Source organism: Burkholderia sp. BE17 (assembly GCF_009362305.1).
GTDB classification, from domain to species: domain Bacteria; phylum Pseudomonadota; class Gammaproteobacteria; order Burkholderiales; family Burkholderiaceae; genus Burkholderia; species Burkholderia pyrrocinia_C.
In genome coordinates, this window is sequence record NZ_WHNU01000044.1 from 55,229 (window position 1) to 80,456 (window position 25,228).

Annotated in this window: 14 protein-coding genes and 6 pseudogenes; 12 read left to right on the top strand and 8 right to left on the bottom strand. The window is 61.1% G+C overall.

The window, feature by feature from the left end; genetic code table 11:
* Nucleotides 1-318: 318 nt before the first annotated feature.
* The 8 genes and pseudogenes from flgL to GD429_RS31665 all read left to right on the top strand — a co-directional run bounded on the left by flgL (nucleotide 319) and on the right by GD429_RS31665 (nucleotide 14,874).
* A complete protein-coding gene (flgL, locus tag GD429_RS31635; RefSeq protein ID WP_152863032.1) occupies nucleotides 319-1,233 on the top strand; it encodes a flagellar hook-associated protein FlgL in 915 nt (304 codons plus the stop codon).
* A 73-nt stretch (nucleotides 1,234-1,306) separates the two neighbouring features.
* Nucleotides 1,307-2,332 carry a hypothetical protein gene (locus GD429_RS31640; protein ID WP_152863034.1) on the top strand — a complete coding sequence of 342 codons (1,026 nt, stop codon included), beginning with the start codon at nucleotides 1,307-1,309 and terminating at the stop codon, nucleotides 2,330-2,332.
* Nucleotides 2,333-3,211: 879 nt separating this feature from the next.
* Complete coding sequence (locus GD429_RS31645; protein ID WP_321575031.1) at nucleotides 3,212-3,838, top strand: OmpA family protein; 627 nt, start codon at nucleotides 3,212-3,214, stop codon at nucleotides 3,836-3,838.
* A gap of 165 nt (nucleotides 3,839-4,003) precedes the next feature.
* Nucleotides 4,004-4,336: pseudogene (locus tag GD429_RS41345) on the top strand (DUF2827 family protein); the annotation flags it as partial.
* A 291-nt stretch (nucleotides 4,337-4,627) separates the two neighbouring features.
* A complete protein-coding gene (locus GD429_RS31650) occupies nucleotides 4,628-6,367 on the top strand; it encodes an autotransporter assembly complex protein TamA (protein WP_415748966.1) in 1,740 nt (579 codons plus the stop codon).
* A 40-nt stretch (nucleotides 6,368-6,407) separates the two neighbouring features.
* Nucleotides 6,408-10,451, top strand: a complete 4,044-nt coding sequence (locus GD429_RS31655; protein WP_152863038.1) for a translocation/assembly module TamB domain-containing protein — start codon at nucleotides 6,408-6,410, stop codon at nucleotides 10,449-10,451.
* A 398-nt stretch (nucleotides 10,452-10,849) separates the two neighbouring features.
* Nucleotides 10,850-11,521 (top strand): response regulator transcription factor, encoded by a 672-nt coding sequence (locus GD429_RS31660; RefSeq protein ID WP_193727250.1) that lies wholly within the window; start codon nucleotides 10,850-10,852, stop codon nucleotides 11,519-11,521.
* A complete protein-coding gene (locus GD429_RS31665; RefSeq protein ID WP_152863042.1) occupies nucleotides 11,518-14,874 on the top strand; it encodes an ATP-binding protein in 3,357 nt (1,118 codons plus the stop codon). The genes GD429_RS31660 and GD429_RS31665 overlap by 4 nt, the downstream gene beginning before the upstream one ends.
* A gap of 319 nt (nucleotides 14,875-15,193) precedes the next feature.
* On the opposite strand, the gene GD429_RS31670 is transcribed toward GD429_RS31665, so the two are convergent.
* The 4 genes from GD429_RS31670 to GD429_RS31675 all read right to left on the bottom strand — a co-directional run bounded on the left by GD429_RS31670 (nucleotide 15,194) and on the right by GD429_RS31675 (nucleotide 17,463).
* Nucleotides 15,194-15,391 (bottom strand): hypothetical protein, encoded by a 198-nt coding sequence (locus tag GD429_RS31670; RefSeq protein WP_152863044.1) that lies wholly within the window; start codon nucleotides 15,389-15,391, stop codon nucleotides 15,194-15,196.
* A 659-nt stretch (nucleotides 15,392-16,050) separates the two neighbouring features.
* A complete protein-coding gene (locus GD429_RS40745; RefSeq protein WP_193727251.1) occupies nucleotides 16,051-16,215 on the bottom strand; it encodes a hypothetical protein in 165 nt (54 codons plus the stop codon).
* 9 nt (nucleotides 16,216-16,224) lie between these two features.
* On the bottom strand, nucleotides 16,225-16,359 hold the full coding sequence (locus tag GD429_RS41690) for a hypothetical protein (protein ID WP_265334701.1): 135 nt from the start codon (nucleotides 16,357-16,359) through the stop codon (nucleotides 16,225-16,227).
* A gap of 192 nt (nucleotides 16,360-16,551) precedes the next feature.
* Entirely contained in the window at nucleotides 16,552-17,463 is a 912-nt protein-coding gene (locus tag GD429_RS31675) for an N-acyl homoserine lactonase (protein ID WP_152863046.1), read from the bottom strand.
* Nucleotides 17,464-17,604: 141 nt separating this feature from the next.
* On the opposite strand from GD429_RS31675, the pseudogene GD429_RS40750 reads away from it, so the two are divergent.
* The 3 genes and pseudogenes from GD429_RS40750 to GD429_RS31690 all read left to right on the top strand — a co-directional run.
* Nucleotides 17,605-18,069, top strand: a pseudogene (locus tag GD429_RS40750) (transposase); the annotation flags it as partial.
* Nucleotides 18,070-18,494: 425 nt separating this feature from the next.
* A complete protein-coding gene (locus tag GD429_RS31685; RefSeq protein WP_152863048.1) occupies nucleotides 18,495-18,827 on the top strand; it encodes a hypothetical protein in 333 nt (110 codons plus the stop codon).
* A gap of 526 nt (nucleotides 18,828-19,353) precedes the next feature.
* On the top strand, nucleotides 19,354-21,912 hold the full coding sequence (locus GD429_RS31690; RefSeq protein WP_193727254.1) for a YadA-like family protein: 2,559 nt from the start codon (nucleotides 19,354-19,356) through the stop codon (nucleotides 21,910-21,912).
* Between the two features lie 362 nt (nucleotides 21,913-22,274).
* On the opposite strand, the pseudogene GD429_RS31700 reads toward GD429_RS31690, so the two are convergent.
* Nucleotides 22,275-22,496 (bottom strand): annotated as a pseudogene (locus GD429_RS31700) (transposase); the annotation flags it as partial.
* 234 nt (nucleotides 22,497-22,730) lie between these two features.
* Between GD429_RS31700 and GD429_RS42155 the strand changes: the two are divergent.
* Nucleotides 22,731-23,965, top strand: a pseudogene (locus tag GD429_RS42155) (IS110 family transposase).
* Here GD429_RS42155 and GD429_RS31715 read toward each other — a convergent pair.
* From GD429_RS31715 to GD429_RS42165, 3 genes and pseudogenes are all read right to left on the bottom strand, one after another.
* Nucleotides 23,944-24,706 (bottom strand): annotated as a pseudogene (locus tag GD429_RS31715) (IS256 family transposase); the annotation flags it as partial. The pseudogenes GD429_RS42155 and GD429_RS31715 overlap by 22 nt on opposite strands.
* Nucleotides 24,649-24,876 (bottom strand): helix-turn-helix domain-containing protein, encoded by a 228-nt coding sequence (locus GD429_RS42160; RefSeq protein WP_415748967.1) that lies wholly within the window; start codon nucleotides 24,874-24,876, stop codon nucleotides 24,649-24,651. The gene GD429_RS42160 and the pseudogene GD429_RS31715, both read right to left, overlap by 58 nt.
* A gap of 48 nt (nucleotides 24,877-24,924) precedes the next feature.
* A pseudogene (locus GD429_RS42165) lies at nucleotides 24,925-25,089 on the bottom strand (transposase); the annotation flags it as partial.
* Nucleotides 25,090-25,228 lie beyond the last annotated feature (139 nt).

Here is a 25,228-nt window from a genome sequence, read left to right on the forward strand (position 1 = left end):
TGGGAACAGCTACACGACCGTGAGGCCGGATCAGTACTGGCACGACGCGTCGAAAATTAACGATTAACACTGGGAGAATGTCGAAAGGTTGCGAAACAATTGAGTGTGGTGACAAGCCATGCAGGACCGGGATGCGCTAAACCTGAATGGTGTGACGAGCTTCGAGTTCGTCAGGATAGTGAATTGCAAGTTAATAATTTGGCGATCTGCAGCGACTGTACCCTGGCTGAAACATGACCAGATATAACCTGCGGCTCATCCTGTCAGTCTGATCACACGAAAATTATTGCAATCGGGACGCGTTCAATACAGAGCACCATGCGCTTCGCCACTCAACACTTCGGCAACACTATGCTCGCGATGCTGCGCGAGTCGAGCAGCAAGGCCGAGGATCTCACCTCCAAGATGTCAACGGGCCGGCGCGTGCAGCGCGCATCGGACGATCCAATCGCGTCCGTGCGGCTGCTGCTGCTTGAGAGCGACACCTCAATGCTTACGCGCTATCAGACAAACATCGACACGCTGTCGGTGCGCCTACAAAAGAACGAGACGCATCTCGACGGCATGCTCGACACAGTGATGTCCGCGCACGAATCGCTGCTGGCCGCCGCTGATGGCAGCCGCAGCGCAGCCGACCTGAATGCGCTGGCTGGGCCGCTGCTCACGCGGCTCGACAACTTGAAGCAGGCTGCCAACGCCAAGGATGGTGACGGCGACTATCTTTTCTCCGGTACGCAAACGGACACGGCGCCTATCGCATATGATCCGGCCGCACTGGCCGGCAGTCGCTACTCGTATGCGGGCAACGGCGAATTGCAGCAGGTGGTGATCGGTCATGGCGTCATGCAGACCGCCAACGTCACCGTCGAGCATCTGGTCGATGCGATGAACAAGCTGGACATGGCGGTGGCCGCAATGAAGGACCTTGAAGTCGACCCGAGCGACCCGGCGGTGCGAGGCATCCTGACGGCGGCGCTGGACTCGCTCAAGACCAACGGCATCAATGCCTTGAGCGCGAAGCTATCTGATCTAGGTGGTACGCAGAACACGCTGAGTCTGATGAAAGAGAATCATTCGGCACAGGTCGTCGCCAACGAGCAGGCCAGCGACTTGGTGGGGGGGCTGGACTTTGCCGAGGCGATGGTTCAGCTCAACAACTACATGACGGCAACGAAGGGTTCGTACGCGATTTATGCGCGCATGAACGAGTTGTCGTTGTTCGACGTAATCTGAGGCCGCGTTCGTGGAGATGCGATCTGCCGCACTCGTTCCTGGCCAGTCGGTTTCCCTGCGCGGCGATAGGAAAGTGGCCGGCCGTCTGCAGCACGGCGTCGGCACGAAGGAGGCCGCTGCACTCGCCGTGGTGCCCGCTGCCGGCCTACCGGCATTGGCGAGGTCCGCGGGGGCTACCGGGACACCGCGTGGGCCGGGCGCGACGGCTGCCTTCACGGCGCACCATGCGCAACTGAATGCCGACGTGACGGCCGCGCAGCGCGCGCTGGCGTTTGTAGAGACAGCCGGCGGACAGTTGCGCGGGCTAAAAAGGGCGATCAGCGCGGTTTTGAGCGGTGCCGAACGCGATGGTGGCGATGCCGCTGCGCGCATCGCAAGATTCGGCGCGCTCTGGCGCGACCGGGCGGCACTAGCGGGTGGTGTGCTGGACGCGCAGTTAGTGGTGCATCCGGCTGCCGATGCCGTGTGTATGTTCCGCATGCGTGCGCTCGATGTCGAGCAATGGCGAAGCGGCGGTGCGGAAACGCTGATGTTTCACCCGGCAGGCCTGGGCAAGCAGGCGGTATCTGTCAGTTTTGCAGACGAACTGCTTGACGCAACCGACTTTACACGCCGGCTCGACCACGCGCTGGCCGCCACGGGCGTTCGTGCGGCGTTGGCCGCGGACGGCCAGGTAGATTTCACCGTGACGGAGTCGCGCTGGCCCGCCGTGCGCGACCACCTGATGGTACAGGGCGGCGGCAAGCGGTTCCCTGGTGGTCGACCCAGCCGCGCACAGGTCGATGCGGTGCCGGAAGCCGTCGATCCGGCGCACTGGAAACTGACCGATCTCGCTTCGAAGCGCGCGGCATTGCGCAACGTGGTGCGCGCACTCGACGGGTTGACGGAGGTGGATCGCTCGCTGCGCGTGCAGCTCGATAATGCGGCACAACGGCTGCGGGGCGATACGCACGAATCCACCGACGCGCAGGCAATGACGGTTGTTCAGTCGGTATCGGGTGTGTTGGTCGAGGCGGCGGACTTTAAGGTGCTCTCCGTCGTCACGTCGACGCTGTTCGGCCTGAGCCGCATGAGGGTTGACGCACTGCTCAAGCATTGATGAGGGTGGGCCGGGAAATGAGAGGTTTTCGCTCTGTCTTGTACCTGCCGCTTGACGGTGTCGATTATCGACACCGTCAAGCGGCAGATGCGGTTGTTCAGTAGTGGATGCGATCACGACCTGTCTTAAGCCTTTTCGCCAGAATCCGGCCCGTTCATAGAACAGAAGCATCACGCGATCCTGTTTGCAGTTGTGGAATCTGGCGACGGCTCGTGCAAGCTGAGCTGTCGACGTCGATTAACGACACGCATTGCCGACAACAGTGGCATCGCGGCCGACATGAACGGTGCCGGTGACGACCGGCCGGCGGTCACCACCGGATCGACATCGGTGGTGATCGACGCGAATTCGAATGGCGGCGGTTGTTTGAACGTGGTGTCGGTTGGCTGCGACACACAGCAGCGCCAGACTATGAACGTCGCAGCGGGCGCGCAAGGCATCGATTCGGTCAACCTGAACCAGCCAACTTGGTTTGGACGATACCCTCTCTGGCGCTGTCGGGTCAGCAGGCGCGGATCGACTTGCTAGGGTTCGCAACTGCAGCAGATCGACCTGACGGCGAAGCAGGGAATCGCGGTCGTTGGGGCATTGGCGTCGAGTTCGCAGCTTGATCGGGACGTTAATTGCGGGATGGGTATCGGCTTGCGTCGTTCTTGGGTCAGAAGGCGCTGGCAATCAATATGCAGGTTCGCTCAAGGAGAACTTGGAGACGTCGATCAATGGCGTTTCAGCGGTACAGCGATAGTCAGAAGGTGATCGGCGCCGGCATGCTATACGAGTGGAAGAACGCATTGCCGACGACTCGCGGCGGTCCCGACGGCATGACGAGCCCGCAACCTGCGGTGGGCTTTAGTCTCCCGAACCATTGAGGACGTAATTGTGAACAAACTCGCTCTTGCTCTTGCTCTCGCTCTCGCTGCAGGCCCGACCTACAGCACAACCGAACTGCAGCCGCGCGACGGCGTGCACATGTGCGAGGTGCACTGCATTGGGCTGTTGTCGGGGCGGCAGACTGCCCGCAACGTCGGCAGCGATGAGTTGGTGGACATGGTCAACTCGCCTTACACACTTCACGACGGCTTGGGTCTCGCGACTCCAGTGTTCGAGTACGGAGTCGCGCCGGTGGGTCCGGCATCGGACGCCGAGCCGGCGTCCGATGTGGTCGAGCAAAGGAACCTCTTGGGCTACGCACTGTTCGCTACCGACCACGCCACGCTCACGCCGCACGCCCGCGAATCGCTCAACGGATTGCTGAGTGAGCGTGAAGACCGTACATACTCGCAGGTGACGGTCACCGGCTTCACGGATTCAGTCGGCAGTTCCGATTACAACTGCGCGTTGTCGAGGCACCGCGCCGAGGCCGTCGCCGCTTATCTAAAGGAGTACGGCCTGAAGGCCGGTAGGTTGACGGTCACGGGATGTGGCATGGCCGATCCGGTCGCGTCTAACGCAACGGTCGAAGGCCGCGCCAGCAATCGCCGAGTCGAAATCCTGCTGCAGCACTGAGCAAGCGGCTACCGCGCGGCGGTCCAATTCGGCAGGCCGCTAGCGCTGTGCTAGAAATCCAGCGTGCCGGCGCGAACGTGAACAAGGCAAGCTACGGCGCGCCGTCTCACGGCCAGGCACTCGACGCCACGGCCGAACGCACGACGCCGCAGAGGAAACCAACCGGTGACGGACATCAATCAAGCCGCCTCGGGCGGCACCCGCAAGCAACGGCTGGCCGTCGGCATTTCGTTGTTTGCACGGGACGGCCAGGTGATCTGGAAAAGCGGCGTTCACCAGAACATCGCGTACCTCGCGATGATGCTCAAGCGCTCGGACCGCGTCGGCCCCGCCCACTTCCTGAACGGCGGCGACGCGAACACGCTGCCGGCCGGCCTCGAACTCGACGGCGTCGACGTGCCGCTCGTGAAGCCCGTCGACGTCACGCACGACCTCGACGTCGTGATCGAGATGGGCGCGCGACTGCGGGTCGAATGGCTTCGGCACGTGAAGGTGCTCGGCACGAAGCTCGAAACACCGGAGTTCAACGCGAGAGAGAAGCGCGCTGAAGGCTACACAGGGAACTTAGAATCATCTTCTTACCGTTGGCGCGGAGTCTGTAGTCCGGACGTCGTATGTGATCTGCTAATGACGTTCTTGTGCAAAATTTTATGTTGTGGCGCGCGCATGATTCAACGAGGGCGATTTTTACCATGCCTCGATGATGATGAGTTTACCCAAACCACAGCGGCGACGGGTTTATCATCGGTTCGAAAGATTTCACGATTTTGGGGCAAGCATTTAATTCAGGTGCGTCCAGTTCGGTATGCCGCCGCCCTCGCGGGCTGTCTCGCCGCGTGCTTCGCGCTGCCGGCCCACGCGAAGTACGACGTCGACATCGACGCGCCGCGCTCGATCCGCAAGCTCCTGAAGGCGCATCTCGATATTGCCCGCTTCGCGAAGCGCGACGACATCAGCGACGACCAGTTCGACTTCCTCGTGACCGCCACGCCACAGCAGGTGCGCGACCTGGCCGCGACGGCTGGCTATTTCTCGCCGGTCGTGCGCACCGACGTGCGCACTCGCGACGGCAAGCGCGACGTGCGCGTCGCGGTCGATCCGGGCAAGCAGACCGTCGTGTCGACGGTCGACCTGACGTTCAAGGGGCCCGTCGAAACCGAGGATCCGAACCAGGAGACCGCCACCCGTTTCGCATTCTCGATGAAGCCGGGCGACCCGTTCACGCAGTCCGACTGGGACGACGCGAAGGGCGCGGCACTCCGGCAACTGCAGTCGCACCGCTATCTCGGCGCGAAGATCGCGTCGTCCGAGGCGCGCATCGATCCGCGCACGCAACGCGCGACACTCGCGGTCGCGTTCGACAGCGGCCCGACGTTCACGATCGGCAAGGTCGATGTCGACGGCGTGCGCCGCTATCCGGAAAAGATCGTCACGAACGTCAATCCGCTGTCGGAAGGCGAGATCTACGACGTGCGGCGGATCACCGAATTGCAGCGGCAGTTGCAGAACACGCCGTACTACGCGAGCGTCGCGATCGACGTCGGCGACGATACGTCGAAGCCCGAGCTCACGCCCGTGCACGTGAAGGTCAGCGAGTTCCCGTACAACAACATTCGCGGCGGCGTCGGCTTCGCCACCGATACCGGGCCGCACGTGCAGGGTTCCTATACGTATCTCGACACCTTCGGCGCCGCGTGGCCGCTGACCGTGTCGGGCCGGGTCGACCAGATCCAGCAGTACGGGCAGGTCCAGCTGTCGATGCCGCCGGGCGAGAAGGGCTGGACCAACAGCGTGCTCGCGTCGTACACGAACACCAACGTGTCGGATACGCGCATCTACAGCGCGCGGGTCGGCGTGCAGCGCACGCGCACCGGCCAGTTCATCGACTATGCGTATTCGCTGATGTACTACCAGGATCGACTCGACCAGAACGGCGCGGGGCCGACCACGAGCCGCGCGCTGGTGCCGCAGTGGGCGTGGACCCGCCGCAACGTCGACGATCCGCTGTTCCCGCGCTCGGGCAACCTGATTCACGCGGAGGCCGGCTTCGCGGTCAAGCACGTGCTGGCCGACGAGACCTTCATCCGCGGCTACGCGCGCGGGCAGCAATACCTGCCGATCGGCAAGCGCGACCTGTTCGTGTTCCGCGCGGAGCTCGGCGGCGTGTTTACGAGCGGCAGCTCGACCGGCGTGCCGGCGTCGCTGCTGTTCCGCGCCGGCGGCTCGAACTCGGTGCGCGGTTACGGCTACCAGAGCATCGGCAACAGCGTCGACGGCTCCGTTCTGCCGACCAAGTACCTGATGACGGGCACGGCCGAATACCAGCACTGGTTCAACCGCGACTGGGGCGCCGCGACGTTCTTCGACATCGGCACCGCGACCGATGCGTGGGGCGAGCGCGTGTTCTACCCGGGCGTGGGCGTCGGTGCGCGCTGGCGCAGCCCGGTCGGCCCGATCAACGTCGATGTCGCGTACGGCTTGCGCAACCACAGCGTGCGTCCGTACCTGACGCTCGGCATCGCTTTCTGAACCTGCCGTCCTATTGACGACGACCCGCACGACGAACCGCATGACGAAGGACCCGAACGACACGCCGCCGCCTCACGATCCGGATTCGCCCGACGGCGCGCCCGACACGCCGCCGCGCGCGCCGCGCCGCGGCCGCGCGTGGCGTGTCGTCGCGTGGACGTTCGCGACGGTCGTGCTGCTCGTCGTGCTGGCGGCGGGGCTCGTGCTGGGCGCGGTGACGACCGAGCGCGGGACGCGGCTCGCGTGGCAGGCGGCCGGCAAGGTGCTCGGCACGCGGCTCGCGGGCACGCTCGAAGGCGGCTCGCTCGCGACCGGCGTGCGCTTGCGCGGGTTCGCATGGACCAGCCCCGACGGCGCCGGCACCGAGATTCGCATCGACCGGCTCGACGGCCGCTGGGCACTGACGCGTGCGCCGTGGCGGCTGTCCATCGCCTATCTGCGCGCCGGCACGATCGACGTGCGGATTCCGCCGGGGCCATCGAAACCGAGTACGACGCCGCAGGACTTGAGCCTGCCGCTGCAGGTGCGGATCGACGACCTGCGCGTCGATCGCCTCGCCATTCACGAAGGCGGCTCGACGACGCAGCTCGATCATCTCGCGCTGAACGGCCGCAGCGACGGTCGTCACCATGAACTCGTGCTCGACGGCGTCGAGACGCCGTACGGCGCGCTGACCGCGCGTGCGAAGCTCGACGGCATGAAGCCGTTCGCGCTGACGGGCGAAGCCACCTATGCCGGCAAGCTGTCCGACGAAGCGGTCGACGCGCGGGCTCGCGTGTCGGGCTCGCTCGAGGCGCTCGTCGCCGACGTCGACGCGAGCGGGATGAAGCTGAACGGGCGCGCGCACGTCGAGGCCGCGCCGTTCGGCGCCGTGCCGCTCACGCGTGCGTCGCTCGCGTTCGACCACGTGAACCCGCAGGCGCTCTCGCCCGGCGCGCCCGCGGCCGATCTGGCGGTGCGCGCGGAACTCGCACCGGTGAGCGCGCCGGCAGGCTCGGCGCCCGAGAAGGGGTTCGCGGTGACGGGCCCCGTGTCGATCGTCAACGCGAAGCCGGGCACGCTCGGCGACCATCTGCTGCCGGTGATCGACGCGCATGCGAACGTGCATCTCGACGCGCACGCGCAGCGGATCGATGGTCTCGCGCTGAAGCTGATCCGCGACGGCAGCGTGACCGGCGGCGGCACGCTCGCGGGCGGCAAGGGCCGCTTCGACCTGAAGGTCGCGAACCTCGACCTGAACGCGTTCGTCGCCGCGCTGCGGCCGATGCGCCTCGGCGGTCCGCTCGGCGTCACGCTCGCGGGCGACGTGACGACCGTCGATTTCAACCTGAACGATCCGAAGCTCGCGCTTGGCGCGCGCGCCAAGGTCGCGCTGACGCAGCAGCAGACCGTGCTGACCGACACGCGCGTGACGGTCGGCAAGGGGCGCATCGACCTGACGGGCGTGTTCCGCCACGACGCGCATTCGACCTATGACGCGAAGGCGACGCTGACCGCGTTCGATCCGCTGCTGCTCGCCGCGATGAGCGCACCCAAGGCGAGCGGCGGCAAGGCGCCTGCGAAGGCAGCCTTGCCGCCGGCCAGGCGCGGCGAGACGCGCGTGTCGGGCACGCTGACCGCGTCGGGCGCGTTCGCGCCGCAGGTGTCGACGAAGGCGACCTTCAAGCTCGCCGACAGCCTGTACGACGGCGTGCCGCTGACCGGCGCCGGCGTCGTGCAGCTCGCCGGCGCGCGGATTCTGCCGAGCAACGCGAACCTGTCGATCGCCGGCAACCACGTCGACCTGCGCGGCAGCTTCGGCGCGCCCGGCGACCGGCTGCGCTTCGTCGTCGACGCGCCGCAGCTCGACCGGCTCGGCTTCGGCGTCGAAGGGCTCGTGCAGGCGCAGGGCGACCTGACCGGCAGCTTCGCGCATCCGAACGTGACGGCCACCTACAAGGCCGAGCACGTCGTCGTCGGTTCGAACCGGATCGGCACCGCCCAGGGCCGCGCGGACATCCGCGACGGCGCGCACGGCGCGCTCGTGTTCACGGCCGACGCGGCCGACATCGCGCTCGGCTCGTTCAAGCTGAAGTCGTTGCGCGCGAACCTCGACGGCACGCGCGCGAAGCACACGCTCGACGCATCGGCGCTCGGGGTGGCCGGCGGCCGCGTGATCGACCTGACGCTCGCGGCGAACGGCGGCGTAGTCGAGAACCGCGACGGCATGCGCTGGGACGGCACCGTCACCCGTCTCGCGAATCGCGGCACGCCGGCGCTCGCGCTGCAGGCGCCGCTGACGATATCGGCCGGCGCCGGCCGCGTGACGCTCGGCGCGACGCGGCTCACGCTCGAAGGCGCGGCGATCGACCTGAAATCGTTCGTGTTCGATCGCGGCCAGATGCGCTCGGCGGGCACCGTGACCGGCGCGTCGGTCGCGCGCTTCTTCGAGGTGCGCCAGGCGCTGACCGGCCAGCGGCCGCCGGTGCGGACCGACGTCGTGCTCGATGCCGACTGGGATTTCTCGCTCGGCGCGAACGCAACCGGCTACGTGCAGGTGAAGCGCCGCGGCGGCGACGTGACGATCGAGACCGGGCGCGGTATCGCGTCGCTCGGCCTGACCGATCTGTCCGCCCGCGCGAGCTTCGCGCCCGGCAACCGGCTCAACGTGACGGCGCTCGCGAAGGCGAGCCGGATCGGCACGCTCGACGCGAATGTCACGGTGCCGTTCGCGCTGCGCGACGGCGTGTTCGGCATCGTCGACGACGGTCCGCTGTCGGGCCGCATCGACGCCGACATCCCGGCGCTGAAGACCACCGGCAACCTGTTCGGGCCGAGCTACCTGCTCGGCGGGCGCGCGGCGCTGAAGCTGACGGTCTCCGGCACGCCGGTGAAACCGAACCTGTCGGGGACGCTGACGGGCGACGACCTGTCCGCGACGCTGATCGACCAGGGCGTGCAGCTGAAGGACGGCATCGTGCGCGTGAAGCTGTCGGACAACCTCGTCGAATTCCAGCAGGTCGAGTTTCACGGCGGCGACGGCACGCTGCGCGCGCTCGGCCGCGTGCGCCTCGACGGCGAGGCGCCCGACCTGACCGCCAGCATCGTCGCGGACAAGCTCGAGCTGTTCGCGGCGCCGGACCGCAAGCTGTCGCTGTCGGGCAAGGCCACCGTCGCGAACGACGGGCCGCGCGGCGCGCTGTCGATCGACGGCAAGTTCGTGGTCGACCGCGCGCTGTTCGACCTGCCCGAGCAGGCGGCGCCGCACCTGTCCGACGACGTCGTGATCGTGCAGCCGGACGGCACGGTGCGCGGCGAGACGCCCACCGGCACCGCGGTCGCGAAGCCGAAGCCGGTCGAGGAGAAGCCGGCGCCGTCGCTGGCGCCGCGCGCGAACATCGACGTCGGGCTCGGCAACAACTTCCGCTTCAAGGGCCACGGCGCGGATCTCCGGCTGCGCGGCACGATCACCGTGATGAGCGCGCCGGGCGTGCCGCTGCGCGCGGTCGGCAACGTGCGCGTGACCGAAGGCTCGACGTACACGACGTTCGGCCGCAAGCTCGCGATCGAGAACGGCTTCTTCACGTTCAACGGCCCGGTGTCGAATCCGGGCGTCAACATCCTCGCGATGCGGCGCAACCAGGAGGTCGAGGCCGGCGTGCAGGTGACGGGCACGATCCAGGCGCCGACGGTCAAGCTCGTGTCGGAGCCGAACGTCACGGACAACGAAAAGCTGTCGTGGCTGCTGTTCGGGCACGGTACCGACCAGGGCAACAACGTCGGCCAGCAGGGGGCGATGACGGCGGCGCTCGGGCTGCTCGGTAGCGTGACCGGCAAGCGCGTCGCGCAGACTTTCGGTCTCGACGAGGTCTCGGTCGGCCGCAGCGAAGTCGGCCTGACCGATCCGCAGGTCGTGCTGGTGTCGAAGGCGATCAACGAGCGGTTCGTGCTCGGTTTCGAGCAGGGGCTGCAATCGGCGAGCAATGCGTTCAAGGCGACGATCAACCTGACGCGCTTCTGGTCGGTATCCGCTTACGGCGGCACGTTCCAGGGTGTCGACCTGAACTACACGCGTCGCTTCGATCGCTGGTTCGGGCAGCGGTGACGGAGCGTCAAAAAGCGCTCAAAGGACTGGACGGGATTCAAGCCCTTTGGAGGGACCTTCCCTCCAATTGTGGTATGAAATAGTGTTCATGGAAACAGGGTAGGTAATTGTGTGCTGCACAATGTGCATATTGGATGCGAGGCGTCGAGAAAGTTCGGCTAGCGTGTGCCGCCCCACGGCGGTACTCTCGCCTTCCGTGCCCCATAATGAACAATATGAATTCATGTGCTGCATACCGGACAGTCAAAGTAGGGAGATTCACGTATTTCGACCCGGTCAGTGCCGGGGGCTGAATAACGTTTCAACCTGATTGACGAGCTGATAGCCGGGCCCTTCCTGAGAACCCGGGTTATCGCCAATCATCGAGAGGGTAGACATCTGTATTTGGGGAAATGGTGATGAATGCATCTACTGGTGGTGGCGCTGCACATCGTTGCATCAATGTCGTCGTGGCCGACGACCATCCGGTCGTTTCTACCGGAGTTGCCTCGATCCTGTCGGCTGAGATGGATATCAACGTGGTTGCCGTCACATCGACGATTTCGGGGCTGCTGTTGCTGTTGCAGCAGCATCCCTGTGATGTCCTGATCTGCGACTATTCATTTAACGGTGACCAACAGCCCGACGGGGTGGCCCTGTTCAAGAGGTTAAGGCGTAGCTATCCGGATGTTTCGATCGTCGTGCTGACCGCGCATCACGATATCTCCTTGCTTGTTTCTCGCGTCATGAGTACGGGGGTTGCCGGCTTTCTGAGGAAATCAAGCCAGGATTTTGCACGCCTGCCTGCAATCGTTCGCCGCGTGCACGCTGGGCAGACGTTTGTTGATCCGGCCGTGGCGGTCGAACTTCTTGAGGTCGGACGGACGACGCAGGCCTCGATCGAAACGCTCAGCGAGCGCGAGCTTGAAATCTTTCGAATGCTGGGGCGCGGGATGTCGGTCACGGAAATCGCGATGCACACGAATCGCAGCATCAAAACGATAAGCCATCAGAAGATGAAAGCCATGCACAAGCTCGGGGCGAGATCGGAAGCGGACCTTTACCGCATCTACACGGAGCATTTCGGATGATGGAAAAGGTGCGCGACGCGGCGGACGAAAAGTCCGATAGCTCCAGCGAAGGCGTCCTTGCGGTGGAGCATATTTATGCTCCGCTCAAGCTGACGTTTTCGAGACGTCTGCTTGTTGTCGCGTCCATAACACTGACATGTCTAATCGTGGTATGCGCCGCGGGCGTGACTGAACTCTTGATATCTCATCAGCACGAGGAATTTGCCCAGCAATTTGCCACGCATAGAGAGACTTTGAAGGAGGAAGTCGACCGGCGTGAGGCTCGCATTCGCCAGTTGGTGGTGACGTACCGGATTGCAAAGGAATACCTGGAGCCAGGTGGCACACGGGCTCGGAGGACCCGATCGCCAAAAGAGAGCCGGCCGGCCCAGACGCTGCCGGGGTCGACAGCGACGCCCGCGTTCTCGGTTGTGTCGACGCTGACTTCGGCCAAAGACACCGATCACCTTGGCAGATTAATCGATCTGGCAAGATACGCATCGACGTTTTCGGTTTCCCATCAGGATCATTCGCCCGAGCTGTCGGACGGATTTATCTATACGCCGGATAAGCGGTTTCTGGCAACGCTTCCGCCACTCGCGTCGGACCAGGTTTCTCGACTGAACACTGTAAAGGTTGCGGAAGAATTTATTGGCAAGCGCGTGGCGGTTGTTGAGCAGGAGATGCAGCGCGATGCCGTGAGTGGATTGCGGGACAAGGTTTTGTGGGTGACCGGCTCCAAGGACCCGCTCAACGCCATGACGACCACGTATTTTGCGACGTCCATCTACGACGGCGATCAACGGAAGGCGACGATCGTATTGTCGATTCCGTGTAATCGATTCAATCAATATTTTCTGCACAACGACGGCGATCCGCATTTTTTTGTCATCTCGTGCTCGTTGCAGCGAATGTTGGGAATCGACGATGTGAATCCCCAGGAAGCGCATTGGGCACACATCATATCGAGAACCCCGTGGGTATACCGAGTAGCGAATGATCGCCCCCAACGCATCTGGCGAGAGGGGAGCTTCTTCGTTCTCCAGCGCGTGCCGGGGCCGCAGTGGGTGGCGGTATATGCGTATGCTTGGGGAGACCTTCTTGGCGCAATCAAACTGCAATTGCTGCTTGTTGCTCTCGCCTTGCTGAGTGGATGTGGTTTGGTCATTTGTGGCGCGTTCTGGATTAATCGAGAGGTGATCCGGCCGGCCCGGGAGCGACTGCACAGCCTTGTGGAGGGTGAGGCGTTCAGTCGGTCCGTCATCCAGGTCGCGCCTGTGAGTTTGGCTATCGTTGCCAGGGGCGACGGCACTATCCTCTTGCAGAATGCAGAAGCGCACGGCCTTCAGAGCGCATTTGCCGGTAATACGGAAAACGACTCCTGCACGGACAACGTGCTGGCCCGTGTCGGAACACTGGTCAGGCATCACGCCGAGATTGCCGCGCGCTCCGGCACGATCCAGCGGTTTGAGATGGAACCCGATCTCGAGATTGCTTATGCACCGGCCAAGTATCACGGGGACGATGTATTCGTGATCGGGATGGTCGATCTGGCTAAAAGGAAGGAAATCGAACGACGGCTGCGAGAATCTCGAGCGCGCGCCCAAGCCGAAAGTCATGAGAAGGGAATGTTTCTGGCGACGATGAGCCATGAAATCAGGACGCCGTTGCATGGCGCATTGGGCAACCTCGAACTGCTGTCCCGGATGGGATTGACCCAGGAGCAGCGCTCGCGCTTGTTGATCGCGCAGGATTCGTTCGGTTCGCTCCTTTCATTGATCAACGGCGTGCTGGATCTTTCCAGAATCGAGGCGGGCGAGCTATTGCTGCAGGAGCAGCCGGCACGCATCGATCAACTCGTCGAACAGGCATGCCGGACGTTTGCAGTAGATGCACAAAGAAACGGCGTGCGGCTTCTCTGTCTGATCGATCCCGAGGTGCGGGGGGGGTGGATTTGCGATGCGTCCAGGTTCACGCAAATCGCCACGAACCTGATCGGGAATGCCGTCAAGTTTACTTCTCGCGGGGCGATCACCGTTTCACTCGGCTCGACCGGGGACGGCCACGTTCGGCTGTGCGTCGCCGACTCCGGCAGGGGCATTCCTGAAGACGAGATCGAGAAGATTTTCATGCCTTATGTTCAAGGCTCGGCCGGCCCGAAGAACTCGCGTGCCGGTACCGGACTCGGCCTGTCGCTGTGTCAGAAAATCGCCGAACGAATGGGCGGTGATATCACCGTCGAAAGCGAGGTTGGCGTCGGATCGATTTTCACCGTCGTGTTGCCGCTTCGTCGCGATTCCACGGAATGCGTCGCCGGCAATGCCGGCCTGGGCCTCGATTTCGTGGTGAACTGCGACATTCCCAGTTGGTATGGGCAACTGGTGGCCCAGCTCCGCGCGTGGTATCCGGGTGCCCGCGTCAGGAGCGATCGGGATGAAGAGCGGGGCGACGCGCTTGCATCGTCCGTATTCGTCGACGCGCGCGACTGGCTCGAGCTTGATGGTGGGGCGATTCAATCGATCGGCATCTACCGTCGAGTCATGATCGGACTGGACGGACCACTTGTTCCGGTCGTGACGGATCACGCCGTCATCATCAGCGCCTACAGTGGCCGGTTGCTTTTCGACGCGATCGGGATGGCGACTTCCAAAACGGACGACGATGACCGGAGGGGGGTGGAAGGGGCGGACAGGATCGACGTTGGCGCGTGGAGTGGCGCGAGCATTCTGGTGGTCGAGGACGATAGGGTGAGCGCGCAGTTGATGAGCGATCAGTTGCAGATGCTCGGCATCGGGCAAGTGGAGGTCGTCTCTACGGCGGCGGACGGCATTCGACGTTGCCTGACCCGGACATACGATCTCGTCATCACGGATTCCAATCTGCCGGGCAAGAGCGGGGCCGAGCTATTGGCGGACTTGCGCGCGGAGGGGATATCGTGGCCGGTCGTCTTGTGTACGGCCGATGCGACAGTCGCAGGCGCGGCAAGCGCCCCGTTCGACGCGCTCATAACCAAACCGTCTTCGTTGAATGATCTTTCGGGCGTGCTGGAGAGCGTGCTCGGATGGGGCGGCGCTCACCACGTGAAATCCGCTACACCCGGCGTCGAGCGACTTCTGGGGTTGTTCGTCGAATCGTGGAATCGCGACAGGGAAGAGCTTCGAGTGCTGGTCCAGGAGGGGCACGTCAGCCAGGTACTGGAACGATTGCACCGGATCCAGGGCGCTCTCATGATTCTCGATGGAGGTGATCTCGTGCGTCGTCTGGAGGACTGGTCCGCGACGATCGCACAATCGAAATGCATCGTGGAAGCAGATTGCCAGTCCTTTGTCGATGCGGTGGAATCCTGGCTGGCACAGCTCGCGTCGCGTTGCTGATTGGTGGGGGGGGCACAGCTTGCGAGCTGGTTCGCCCCGCGGAGGCATGAGTGATCCCCGAGCTGCCCGGCCAGCTCTGGGCGGCGTTGTCACGATGGCCGTGATGTAACTATTTTCCGATCCAATCCTAAATGACTGCTCTGGAGACTCGATGTATGCCATCGAGGCGATTGTGATCTGACGCAGCGGGCATGCTTCGACTATCGCGTCGGCGTGCGCACTACCGGAACCCAGTCGGATCTCCAGCCGTGGTCGGCCGTCGTGATACAGCCATCCAGCCTCTGCAGGCCCTCTCATCGAAACGCGAAGTCGGCGTTGTCTACAACGACGCTGGAGTTTTCAGGATATCGTCGCCATTCACGATTGCGGACGCCATGATGGTTGCGCTCAGCAACATGAATTCCGAGGTGGCGTAGCCCAGCTTCTGCGCGGCTCGCTCGACATGACTATAGTCGCCGGGATGTACTTCTATCACCATCACCTTACTTTCCATCTGCTCATTTTTCATCAAAGCCATCCTCCTTCGTCATAGCCTTTCCAGATTTTTCAATCCATAAACTTCAGTATTCGTATTGCCTATGTCGATAATTTGAAAGATTTTCCGCATTCCGAGTAGCGACATCGTTCAGTTTTTTTACTTGCATCATGTTTTATATCGATTCTCCATGAATGTGTCGCAACGTCTAATATCTTCAAAATATTTATTTACACCGATGTCGCCTTGTCTTATAGGCGGAAACGATTGGGGTGGAGTGGTCGTTAGCGAAATATATGATCAAAGAAAAATGATTTTGCGTGAATTTTGCATTGTGCGGTAGGTGTAGATTTTTGGCCATAAGACAATTCCTATTTTTCGCGAGAGGAGGACGTGGCCCAGGCAGGGATTTCGCATGAAGGGCTGTTGGCAATCAAGGAGTTAGTGACAAGGTTTTTTTGGTTCATCGCGGGAAACCGTGGAGGATTTGAGTGCGATTGCGTAACCTGACGCCTGATTTTAAGGATGTCAGGAAGAGTAATTGCTCGATCGCAAGGTACTTCAGGCACTGGGCTGCTGGATCCGTCGTATCAGCATCTGATCGGCCTCGCTGATCGGCTGCGGCCGGTATCACGCGCTCGATCTCGCGATGCCGACCAGCCGCGCCTGCTGCGAAACCGCCAGTGCAGGCGGACGGTTGATCACCGCTTCGCGCTCAGCAATCCCGCCTTGGTGAGCGCGCCTGCCAAAAAATCGTTCTTCAACGTCAACTGGCCGATCTTGGCGTGCCGCGCCTTCAGGTCTACCGGCTGCTCGCTCGACCGTGCGCCAGCGGCACCGAATACGTTCGCTGCGCGTTCCTGCAACTGCCGTTTTCATTCCGTGTTCTTGTTCGGATGCACATCGAACTGCTGCGCCAGTTCGGCCAGCATCCGCTCGCCCTTGACCGTAGCCAGCGCCACCCTCGCTTTGAATGCTGTTGAGTGCGTTCGTCGGGTTCTCTGCGCCATCTTCCAGGTTCCTTTGCCGGCATTATCGCCGGCCCAGGTCCCGAGCGCTCTACTTATCCGACTGTCCGAATTCCTGCGGCCACGTCTGTTTGCTCCTCGGTTTCAATCAGCGCAACAGCATATTTCATGCACGACTCCAGCATAGGCGATTCGCCGAAGTTAATAAGCTTAAAACTTGTTTGTCAGCAACACTTACAAAACTTCTGGGGATTGATCGCTGCGTTTATAGGAAAAAGAGGCTTTCCTGTCTTTTGATATTGGGAGGCTTATTGAAATGACTGGGATTACAATTCCATATTCCTGGTAGAATCTTTTTTGGTCATTTTTAGCATTGGCTATGGCTTGATCATCTCCGGTTATATAGAAAAACGAATGTATCGGAAGTTTTTCGCCATTATTTTGCTTCCATGTGGCCAAGCGCAGCTCGTTTTGGGTTTCCCACCACGGCGAAAGCATTTTTTGTCTTGCCAGAATGCTTTGGTAAAAATGATCTGCGATGCCGGCGTGTCCTTTGGTGACATCCCATCCGCATTGATCACTGTATTTTACCCTCAGGGAAGTAAAATGTTCTATCCATTTTTGAGCATCTGTAATTCCCTGCGTGATGCAGGGTCGGCTTTCAGTTGGGTAATTGGTGGATGCCCCGCAACCATTTCCAGAGCGATTGTCGGTGCCTCCATCCATTGAATAAGCGCAAAGAACCATTATGGCGTCTTTGTCTTGGAGTGTACTAAACCCAGGGTAGAGTATGAATCCATTTTTATAACCATAAGCAAGATGTGAAAAATTATCATCGGTTCTGATCCAGGAGAAAGAGACGCCGCCACTGGTTTGTGAGGCCGGACTTGGATTCCACGGCTGGAAAGCGGGACTTTCTACGGTGGCGCGCAACATCACGCCGCTACACAGGAAAGCTGGCCGATACGGGCCGCCGCAATCTTTGGGTTTTTTGTAATACCAATCATGTAATTGACTGATCGCAATAGGTCCGACGTAGTCGATAATTTTTGTGCTTGCCTGAGTGGTGGCGTTTTTTGCGGTTGCGGTTTGGCTTAGAAAAAACATTGCCACCAAAGACGCAAGAAGTTTGACAAAAAGATTCATATTAATTTTATTGGAACGGAAATTTCATGGCTGCTTTTTATTGAGATTTTTAATATCTATTCTGCTATTCGATGAATTCCCTCCGCGTGAACATGATCGGTTTGATTGAGAGCGGGGCAAGTGTATCGATGACGCCGCGTTTCCGGCCCCGGGGGGCGAACGGACCGGCGCAAGCTCGGTTCGAAACAGCACATCGTCGTAGATGCGTGCGGCGTTCCGCAGGTGATTGCGGTCACCGGCACGATTCGATGGCATTCGAGTCCATCGCTTGATGCCATTCCCGCAGTATCGGGCTTGAATGGCCGGCCCCGCAAACTTCTGGGCAAACCGGATGCGGACAAGAACTACGACGTTGCTCGCTGTCGGCGTTGCCTGAAGCAGCGTGGCATCACGGCCCGCCTCGCACGCCGCGGCGTGGACAGCAACGTGCGGCTCGGACGGCATCGGTGGGGCGTCGAGCACACGCATGCCTGGTTTGCCGGTTCCAGCAAACTGAGAATTCGCTGCGAGTGACGTCTCGATGTTCACGTTGCGTTGCACTCCCTTGCGGCTGCGGTCATCTGCTCACGCTTCATTGATGACTTTGTGTTAGCGACTCTTATGTAATCGCACGGCCGGAAAGATGGCGCCCCCCCCCAAAAAATGCTGCTAGACAATTCTGGAATTGGAATATTTTTCGAAATTACAACAGTATGTCCGCTATGTATTGAAGCTTGCCTCCCGACGCCGGTATTCTGCCGTCAGCGCAGAAAGTGCTATTTGCTAGAAATGATTATGCGCGTGTAGCTTTTGGGAGGGTGATTGGAGAGGGGTGAAAATTAATAGGTTGAATATTGGGGCAGGTTTTCTAGTGGTAATCGTGGGCATCTGTTTTGATATTCGGTGACGTAGTGTGAAGTATTTGTGGCGGCGGTAAGGCGGGTAAGGCAAAAATTAGGTCGTTCGCCTCGATGGCTTTGTTGCTCGAAACGTATGGCCGGGTTGGGTTATGTTCGGTTCGCGCTAGGAACTACTTGGAATCATGCCGAGCAATGAGCGCTGTGAACGTGCAAATCCTGATATGGAATTGGGGCGATATGTTTCGAGGGGGAGCGAGCGCGAGATTTTCCTATTGGTGTTCGTTATTGACTGCGGATCTCAATCGGTTGGACGCGCTGACTGCGCCTTGTAAATTAATCGGCACTGTACGCTGTGCTCCCTCAGCTCTGCGCATGCCCTGCATTTGTGTGCTGCGTTTTTATATGTCAATTTTTGCAGTGAGAAAAATAGAAATTTCGGATGGCGCCCTTGGTTATGAAAGTTCTGGCGGGCGATATATGCCAATTATTTCAGTTTTGGTCGGCGCAAAAAACGCTGCATATTGAGATTTTGCTCTCAAGCTAAAGTGCCGAGATGAATTCGGAGAAATTTGGAGTGGCATTGTTTTATTCTGGGTTTTCAGTTCGGGAGGATTGTTATGGTGGTTGTTGGTTTGTGTTTTAATTTTGGGGATTGATTGATATGCGGTGTGAATTCGTTTCGAGCGTGGTGTTGCGTGTTGGGGCGCGTGAGCTGTATAAAGTTTCCATTGTGCTTGCGACTGCGACCGCTGGCTGGTATGGCGCCCTGTTTTCTTCTGCTGCGTATGCGCATAACCCATATATTGGATACCAAACGCCGGCAGCTAGCAACTGCCTAAATGGCAATGGATTATTTGAGAATTGTGCTAGATGGGATAATGTCGATTATAGAGGCGTGCGTGGATCTCATTTTTCCCAGATGGCGGGTCGGTATTTCTCTTATCTTACCTCCGGGAATGGGGCGGACACATATTTGTGGTCAGGAGTATGGGCGGGAAGTAAATCAGCTGGGCTATTTTACGGTGACGATCCGTTCAAGGCGAATCGGGTAGTGGTCGATGCCGAAGGAACAACCATTGCCGGCAATCAGCTTGTGTTGTCGTCCAGGACGGGAGTCAGCGTTTCGGGTTCCAGGGTCACCAATGTCAAGAACGGCGGACACGCCAGTGATGCAGTCAACGTCAACCAGCTTTCGAGGGTGGCGAACGTGCTTGGCGTGAACATCGACGCCAACGGCTACGTAACAGCGCCAACATATAAAGTTGGCGGCGAATCATTCGACAACGTCGGCGACGCGATTGCGGCAGCTGCAGACAGTGGCGGCAGTAGGGATCCGAATACCGTGGCGTACGACGATGCCGCTAGGAGCACGATAACGCTGCGTGGCGAGCGTGGCACGACGGTGAAGAACGTCGCGGCAGGCATTGCGGATACTGATGCGGTTAATGTCGGGCAATTGACTGGCGCTATGCAACCGATACGGGATGAGCTGGCTGACGTTAACTTTGCCATGAAGTCCATCAAAATCAAGTCGGAAGGTGTGCCCGCGAATGCGACGGGAACTAATGTCGTTGCCATTGGCGCGGGTGCAAATGCGGGAGCGGACGGCTCGATCGCTTTTGGTGCTGGTTCGCGCGTGACTGGATTCAATTCGGTCGCGATCGGTTTCAATTCGGTCGCACAAGAGACAAATCAAGTGTCGGTTGGCGACGTGGGGCGTGAGCGTCGAATTTCGAACCTGGCGGCAGGTACGAAAGGTACCGACGCAGTCAACTTGAATCAGCTGACTGATGCTATTGGGAAGGTGTCGAGCCGTACCGACAAGCTCTCGCCTGATCGGGAGTCGCGGCGCGGCTCGCTGGTTGCCGATCCCTTTGCCATCGACGAGCAACGTTTGTCGAATTTCATACGGATTGACGGTCAGGGCGCTGACGGTAGCCTGCCGAACGAGGCGAATATCGTCGACGGTGCCCCGGAGAGTACGACTTCGGCTGCAATGGGTATCGGGTCAGTTGCGGCGGGCGCAGACACGATTGCTATCGGCTTGCGTACCATCGCGAATTCGGACAACTCGGTGGCGATCGGATCGCATGTGACGACGAATGGAGCCAGTGCACTTGCAATTGGTTCGCAGGCGAAGGCGAACGGCGAGAACGCGATCGCGGTCGGCAATAACAATGTGCAGGCGATCGGGGAGAGTTCGATTGCGATCGGCAGTGGAGCTGAGGTCGTAGTGGGCGCGACGAATGGCATTGCGTTGGGCACGGGGGCGAGCGTTGCCCGGGAAGTGACCGCCGCGATAGCGCTGGGCGCGAATGCCTTCGTGGAAAAAGGGGCGAACGGTGCCGTCGCCCTGGGGGCGGGCTCCCAGGCGAGTCGAGCCAATACCGTTTCAGTGGGCAGTGCTGGAAGCGAGCGCCAGATCGTGAACGTTGCGGCGGGTACGCAAGGCACCGACGCAGTGAATATGGCGCAGTTGCACGGCGCGGCTGCGAGTCTTGCGAACGTGATCGGAGGCGACACGACGGTCGATGGAAGCGGCCACGTTGCCATTCATTCGATTGAAGTGAGCGGTCACAAGTACGCGACGGTATCGGAGGCGGTGCAGGCGGCTGCGGCGTATGGTGCCACGGATTCGCTAGCGGTGCGCTACGATCTCGACTCGCACGGCAATCCGAACTATGGCTCGGTGACGCTGGGCGGCCCATCGGCAGCGCCGGCTATGCTGACCAACGTTGCCGATGGCAAGAGCCGATACGACGCAGTGAACTATGGCCAGTTGTCGTCGCTGCAAAGCGACTTCGAAAACCGAATGGGTGCGATGGACGATCGCGTCAGCAAGATCGAAACCGATGTTGGCGATTCGCGCGATGATAGTCGGGTCATGACGATGACCAATCTGCGCAGTGACGATAACAACATCAAGACTGGCCCAGGCTCCGTTATTGAGAGCGATGCCGGAGACACCACGGCAATCGGTGCGAATTCGGCGGTGCAAGCGTCGGGCGGGACGGCGATAGGCGCCGGGGCGGATGCACATGCAGTCAATAGCACTGTGATCGGGCAAACTGCATCAGCTCACGGCGAGAACAGTACGGTGGTCGGCCAGGGCGCCGTCGCCTACGGTGACAATAGCTCTGCGTTCGGCCAGGGTGCGGTCGCCTCGGGCGGCAACAGCACTGTAATGGGACAAAACGCGAATGCGGCTGGCAACAACTCGGTCGCACTCGGCGCGGGCTCGGTCGCGGATCGCGACAACGCGGTATCGGTCGGTGCCTCCAGCGCCGAACGCCAGATCACGAACGTTGCGGCCGGTACGGCGCCAACCGATGCGGTCAACCTGCAGCAGATGAACAACGTGGTTGGCAGCGCGCGTCAGGATGCAATGGGTGGGGTGGCAGCCGCGATGGCGGTGGCCGGCCTGCCGCAATCGACGCAGCCGGGCCGCACGTTTGTCTCGATGGCCGGCAGCACGTACGGCGGCGAGTACGGCTCGGCGATGGGCCTGTCGTACATGACCCGCGACGGCAAGTGGACGGTGAAGGCCGCCGTCAACTCGAGCACCCGCGGCGAAGTCGGTGGAGTGATCGGCGGCGGCTTCTACTGGTAAGCCGGCGAGCCGGTTACGGCTCGGCAGGACATCGCTTGTCTTCCGCATCCGGATAACATGTTTTACATCCGGAGCGGGAGCGAGCGATCGCGCGTGCGTGGCTGCATCAACGCAAGCTCAGCCGGCTACTGCACGGCCGCCGTGACAGCGTGGCTGGCGTCGAGAATGCGCGAGCCCGCAGGCAGCGCTTGCACGTCGTGCCGGCTCCGACCTGCGCCGCGCGTGTGTTGCCCGTCAGCCTCTTCTGAATCTGCACGGGTGTGAGGTTGCCGTTTACCGCTAGCATTAGCGCGACGACGCCCGTCACCTGCGGCGTTGCCGAACCTGTCCGCATTTTGTGGGCGAGGCGGTTGAACAACAGGTTATCCGCGTGCCCGCGTGAATCGCTCGCCGAACAGGATAGCAAACTGGTTCATCGCTGATTTCCAGTCGAACGCGGCCCGCACGGTCTTGACCAGCACGTTGCGCAGCGCCAGCCAGAGCAGCTTGATCGCGGCCTCGTCATTCGGGAAGTGGCCGCGCGTCTTCATGATCTTGCGCAATTGCATGTTCAAGCTCTCGATGGCGTTTGTAACCGGCATGATATAGCCGGTGCCTCGCGTTCCCGCGCCGAGTGGTTTGAGCGTATGGTGTGACCATCCGGGACAGGGGCACTGGGGAGCACTTCGGGTGGGCAGGCCGTTGTTACACGATGAGCCGCGAGCTCGTGTTTGTAGTTGGCCGCCCCTGCGACCCGCCCGGTTGCGCTGTGAGCGCGAATCCGTAGTTGTCGTGCTGTCCCACCGGCTCCCAGCAGTGATCTGATACGGGAGACGGTTATGCGAATCGTGGGGTTTGATGTCTCGCGCTCAGTGGCCGAGATCGCGTACCTGGAGGATGGCACGCTGCATGCAGGCGGCCGCACCGGGTTGCGACGCGACGAACTGGAGCGTTTTGCCGAGAAGCTGCGCGCCACCGATCATGTCATGCTCGAAGCAACCGGCAACACTGCCGCCATCGTCAACGTGCTTCGTCGGCTCGTCGCGCGCGTGGCGATTGCCAATCCGCTGCAAGTTCGGCTGATCGCGGAGGCTCGCGTCAAGACGGACAAGATCGATGCAGCCGTGCTGGCACAGCTGTATGCAAGCGGCTTTCTACCGGAAGTATGGATGCCGGACGAGCACACGCTGGCGTTGCGTCGACAGATCTCACGTCGTTCACAGCTGGTGCGGCAGCGCACGCGGTTGAAGAACGAGATTCATGCGGTTCTGGCCGCGCATCTGATCGAGCGATGCCCCGCCACCGATCTGTTTGGCAAGAAGGGCGTGCCTGGCTCGGCGTTCAACCGCTTCCGTTGGACGAGCGACTCGGTTTTGAGCAGCGGCTGCGCGAACTGGACCGCCTCGCCGAGGATCTGCGCGAGGTGGAGCAAGCACTCGCGCAAGCGACCATCGACGACGCGCGATTGCGCGTGATGCTGACGATCACCGGCGTCAACACCACGGTGGCGATCGGGTTGCTATCTGCCATTGGCGACATCGAGCGGTTTCCGAATCCGGAGAAGCTGGTGAGCTACTTCGGACTCAATCCGTCGGTCTATCAGTCCGGCCCGACACCGGCCAGGCACGGCCACATCACCAAGCGCGGGCGCTCTTACGCACGGGCGATGCTGGTCGAGGCTGCCTGGGGCGCCAGGCAGGCGCCTGGGCCGCTGCGCGCCTTCTTCCTGCGCGTGCGCGATCGCCGCGGCCAGCAAATTGCCATCGTCGCGACCGCTCGGAAACTCGCAGTGATCGTATGGTATGTGCTGACACGCGACGAGCCGTTCGCGTGGGACCGTCCCGCGTTGACCGCACACAAGTTACGCGCGCTGGAACTGCAGGCTGGAATGCCGGCGCAGCATGGCTCGCGCAAAGGTTCGGCTGCCGCCTACAGTCTGAAGAGTGTCCGTCAGCAAGAGCGAGCCGTGGCTGAGCAGTCTGAGCGAACCTATCAAAGACTGTTTAACCGGTGGAAGCAGTCGCGCCCCAAGTCAGACAGCGCGCCGATACGATGGCCGGAAGCGCGGACATAGCGAACGAGCGAAGTACGGCGTGGGGACTTGTGTATTTCATCCGTCGTATAAACGACTCGCCGAATCTCCGGCGGAAACACGAAGAACGGTATGACGTGCTCCCACGCGCGTTGCCACGACTGCACGATCGTCGGGTACTTCGCGCCCCAAGGTCCGTCGGCGAAGTCTTGCAGCGCCTGCCGTGCCGCCTCTTCGCTGGCAGCCGCGTAAATCGGACGCAATGCGGCGGCGAATACCTTGCGGTCCTTGTAGCTGGCGTACTCGAGACTGTTGCGGATCAGATGCACGCTGCAGGTCTGGACAGTCGTCTTGGGATAGGCCGCGCCGATCGCCTCGGCCAATCCCTTCAAGCCGTCGACCACGGCGATCAGGATGTCCTGGCAGCCGCGTCTTGAGTTCGTTGAACACCTTGAGCCAGAACTTGGCTCCCTCGGTCTGCTCGATCCAGAGGCCCAGCACGTCGCGCTGGCCGTCGGCCTGGAAGACGGCCTTGTCGACCACGCCGTCGTCGCGGATCTTGACCCGCAGCGCGTCGAAGAACACGACCGGATACATTGCCTCGAGTGGGCGACTCTGCCAGCGCAGCGCCTCGGCCATCAGCTCGTCGGTGACCGAGCTGATGAAGTCGGGCGATACCTCGGTGCCGTAGTGCTCGGCCAGAAACGCCTGAATTTCGCGCACGCTCATGCCGCGCACGTACATCGCAATGATGCGCTCGTCGAAGCCGGTAAAGCGGCGCTCCGTGCTGGAGACTCATCCGCTTCCAGCGCTCGATAGTGGCCTGTTCCGCCGTCACGTGCAATCTCACGGGAAATCGTGGAAGGCGCGCGGTTGAATTGGCGGGCAATCGCTCGAATTGAAAGTCCAGCCGAGACGCCGCGCGAGGTCTCTTCACGTTCACTCAAAGTCAATGCTCGAAACGACCGCTTACGAGCAGCAGGGGCGTACCCTCCGCATAGTCTGCGCTGGTCTCGGCGCCAGTTGCCTAGTGTCGCTACCGGTACGCCCAGCCTGCGAGCGGCCTCATGCAGACCAACGCTCTTCGACAAGCGTACCGCCTCCACCTTGAGTCCCTGCGTGTATTGCCTTCTCGGCACCACGTTCTCTGCCAGCGCGTTCTCCATACAGTTAAAAAATTGACCCTAGCCCACAAAACTGTCCCATTTGGAAGTGGAAAATTCCGGCATGACGTTGTCATCGAGACCAGGAGGTCATGCCGTGAAGAAGAGCAGGTTCACCGAAGAGCAGATCACATACGCGTTG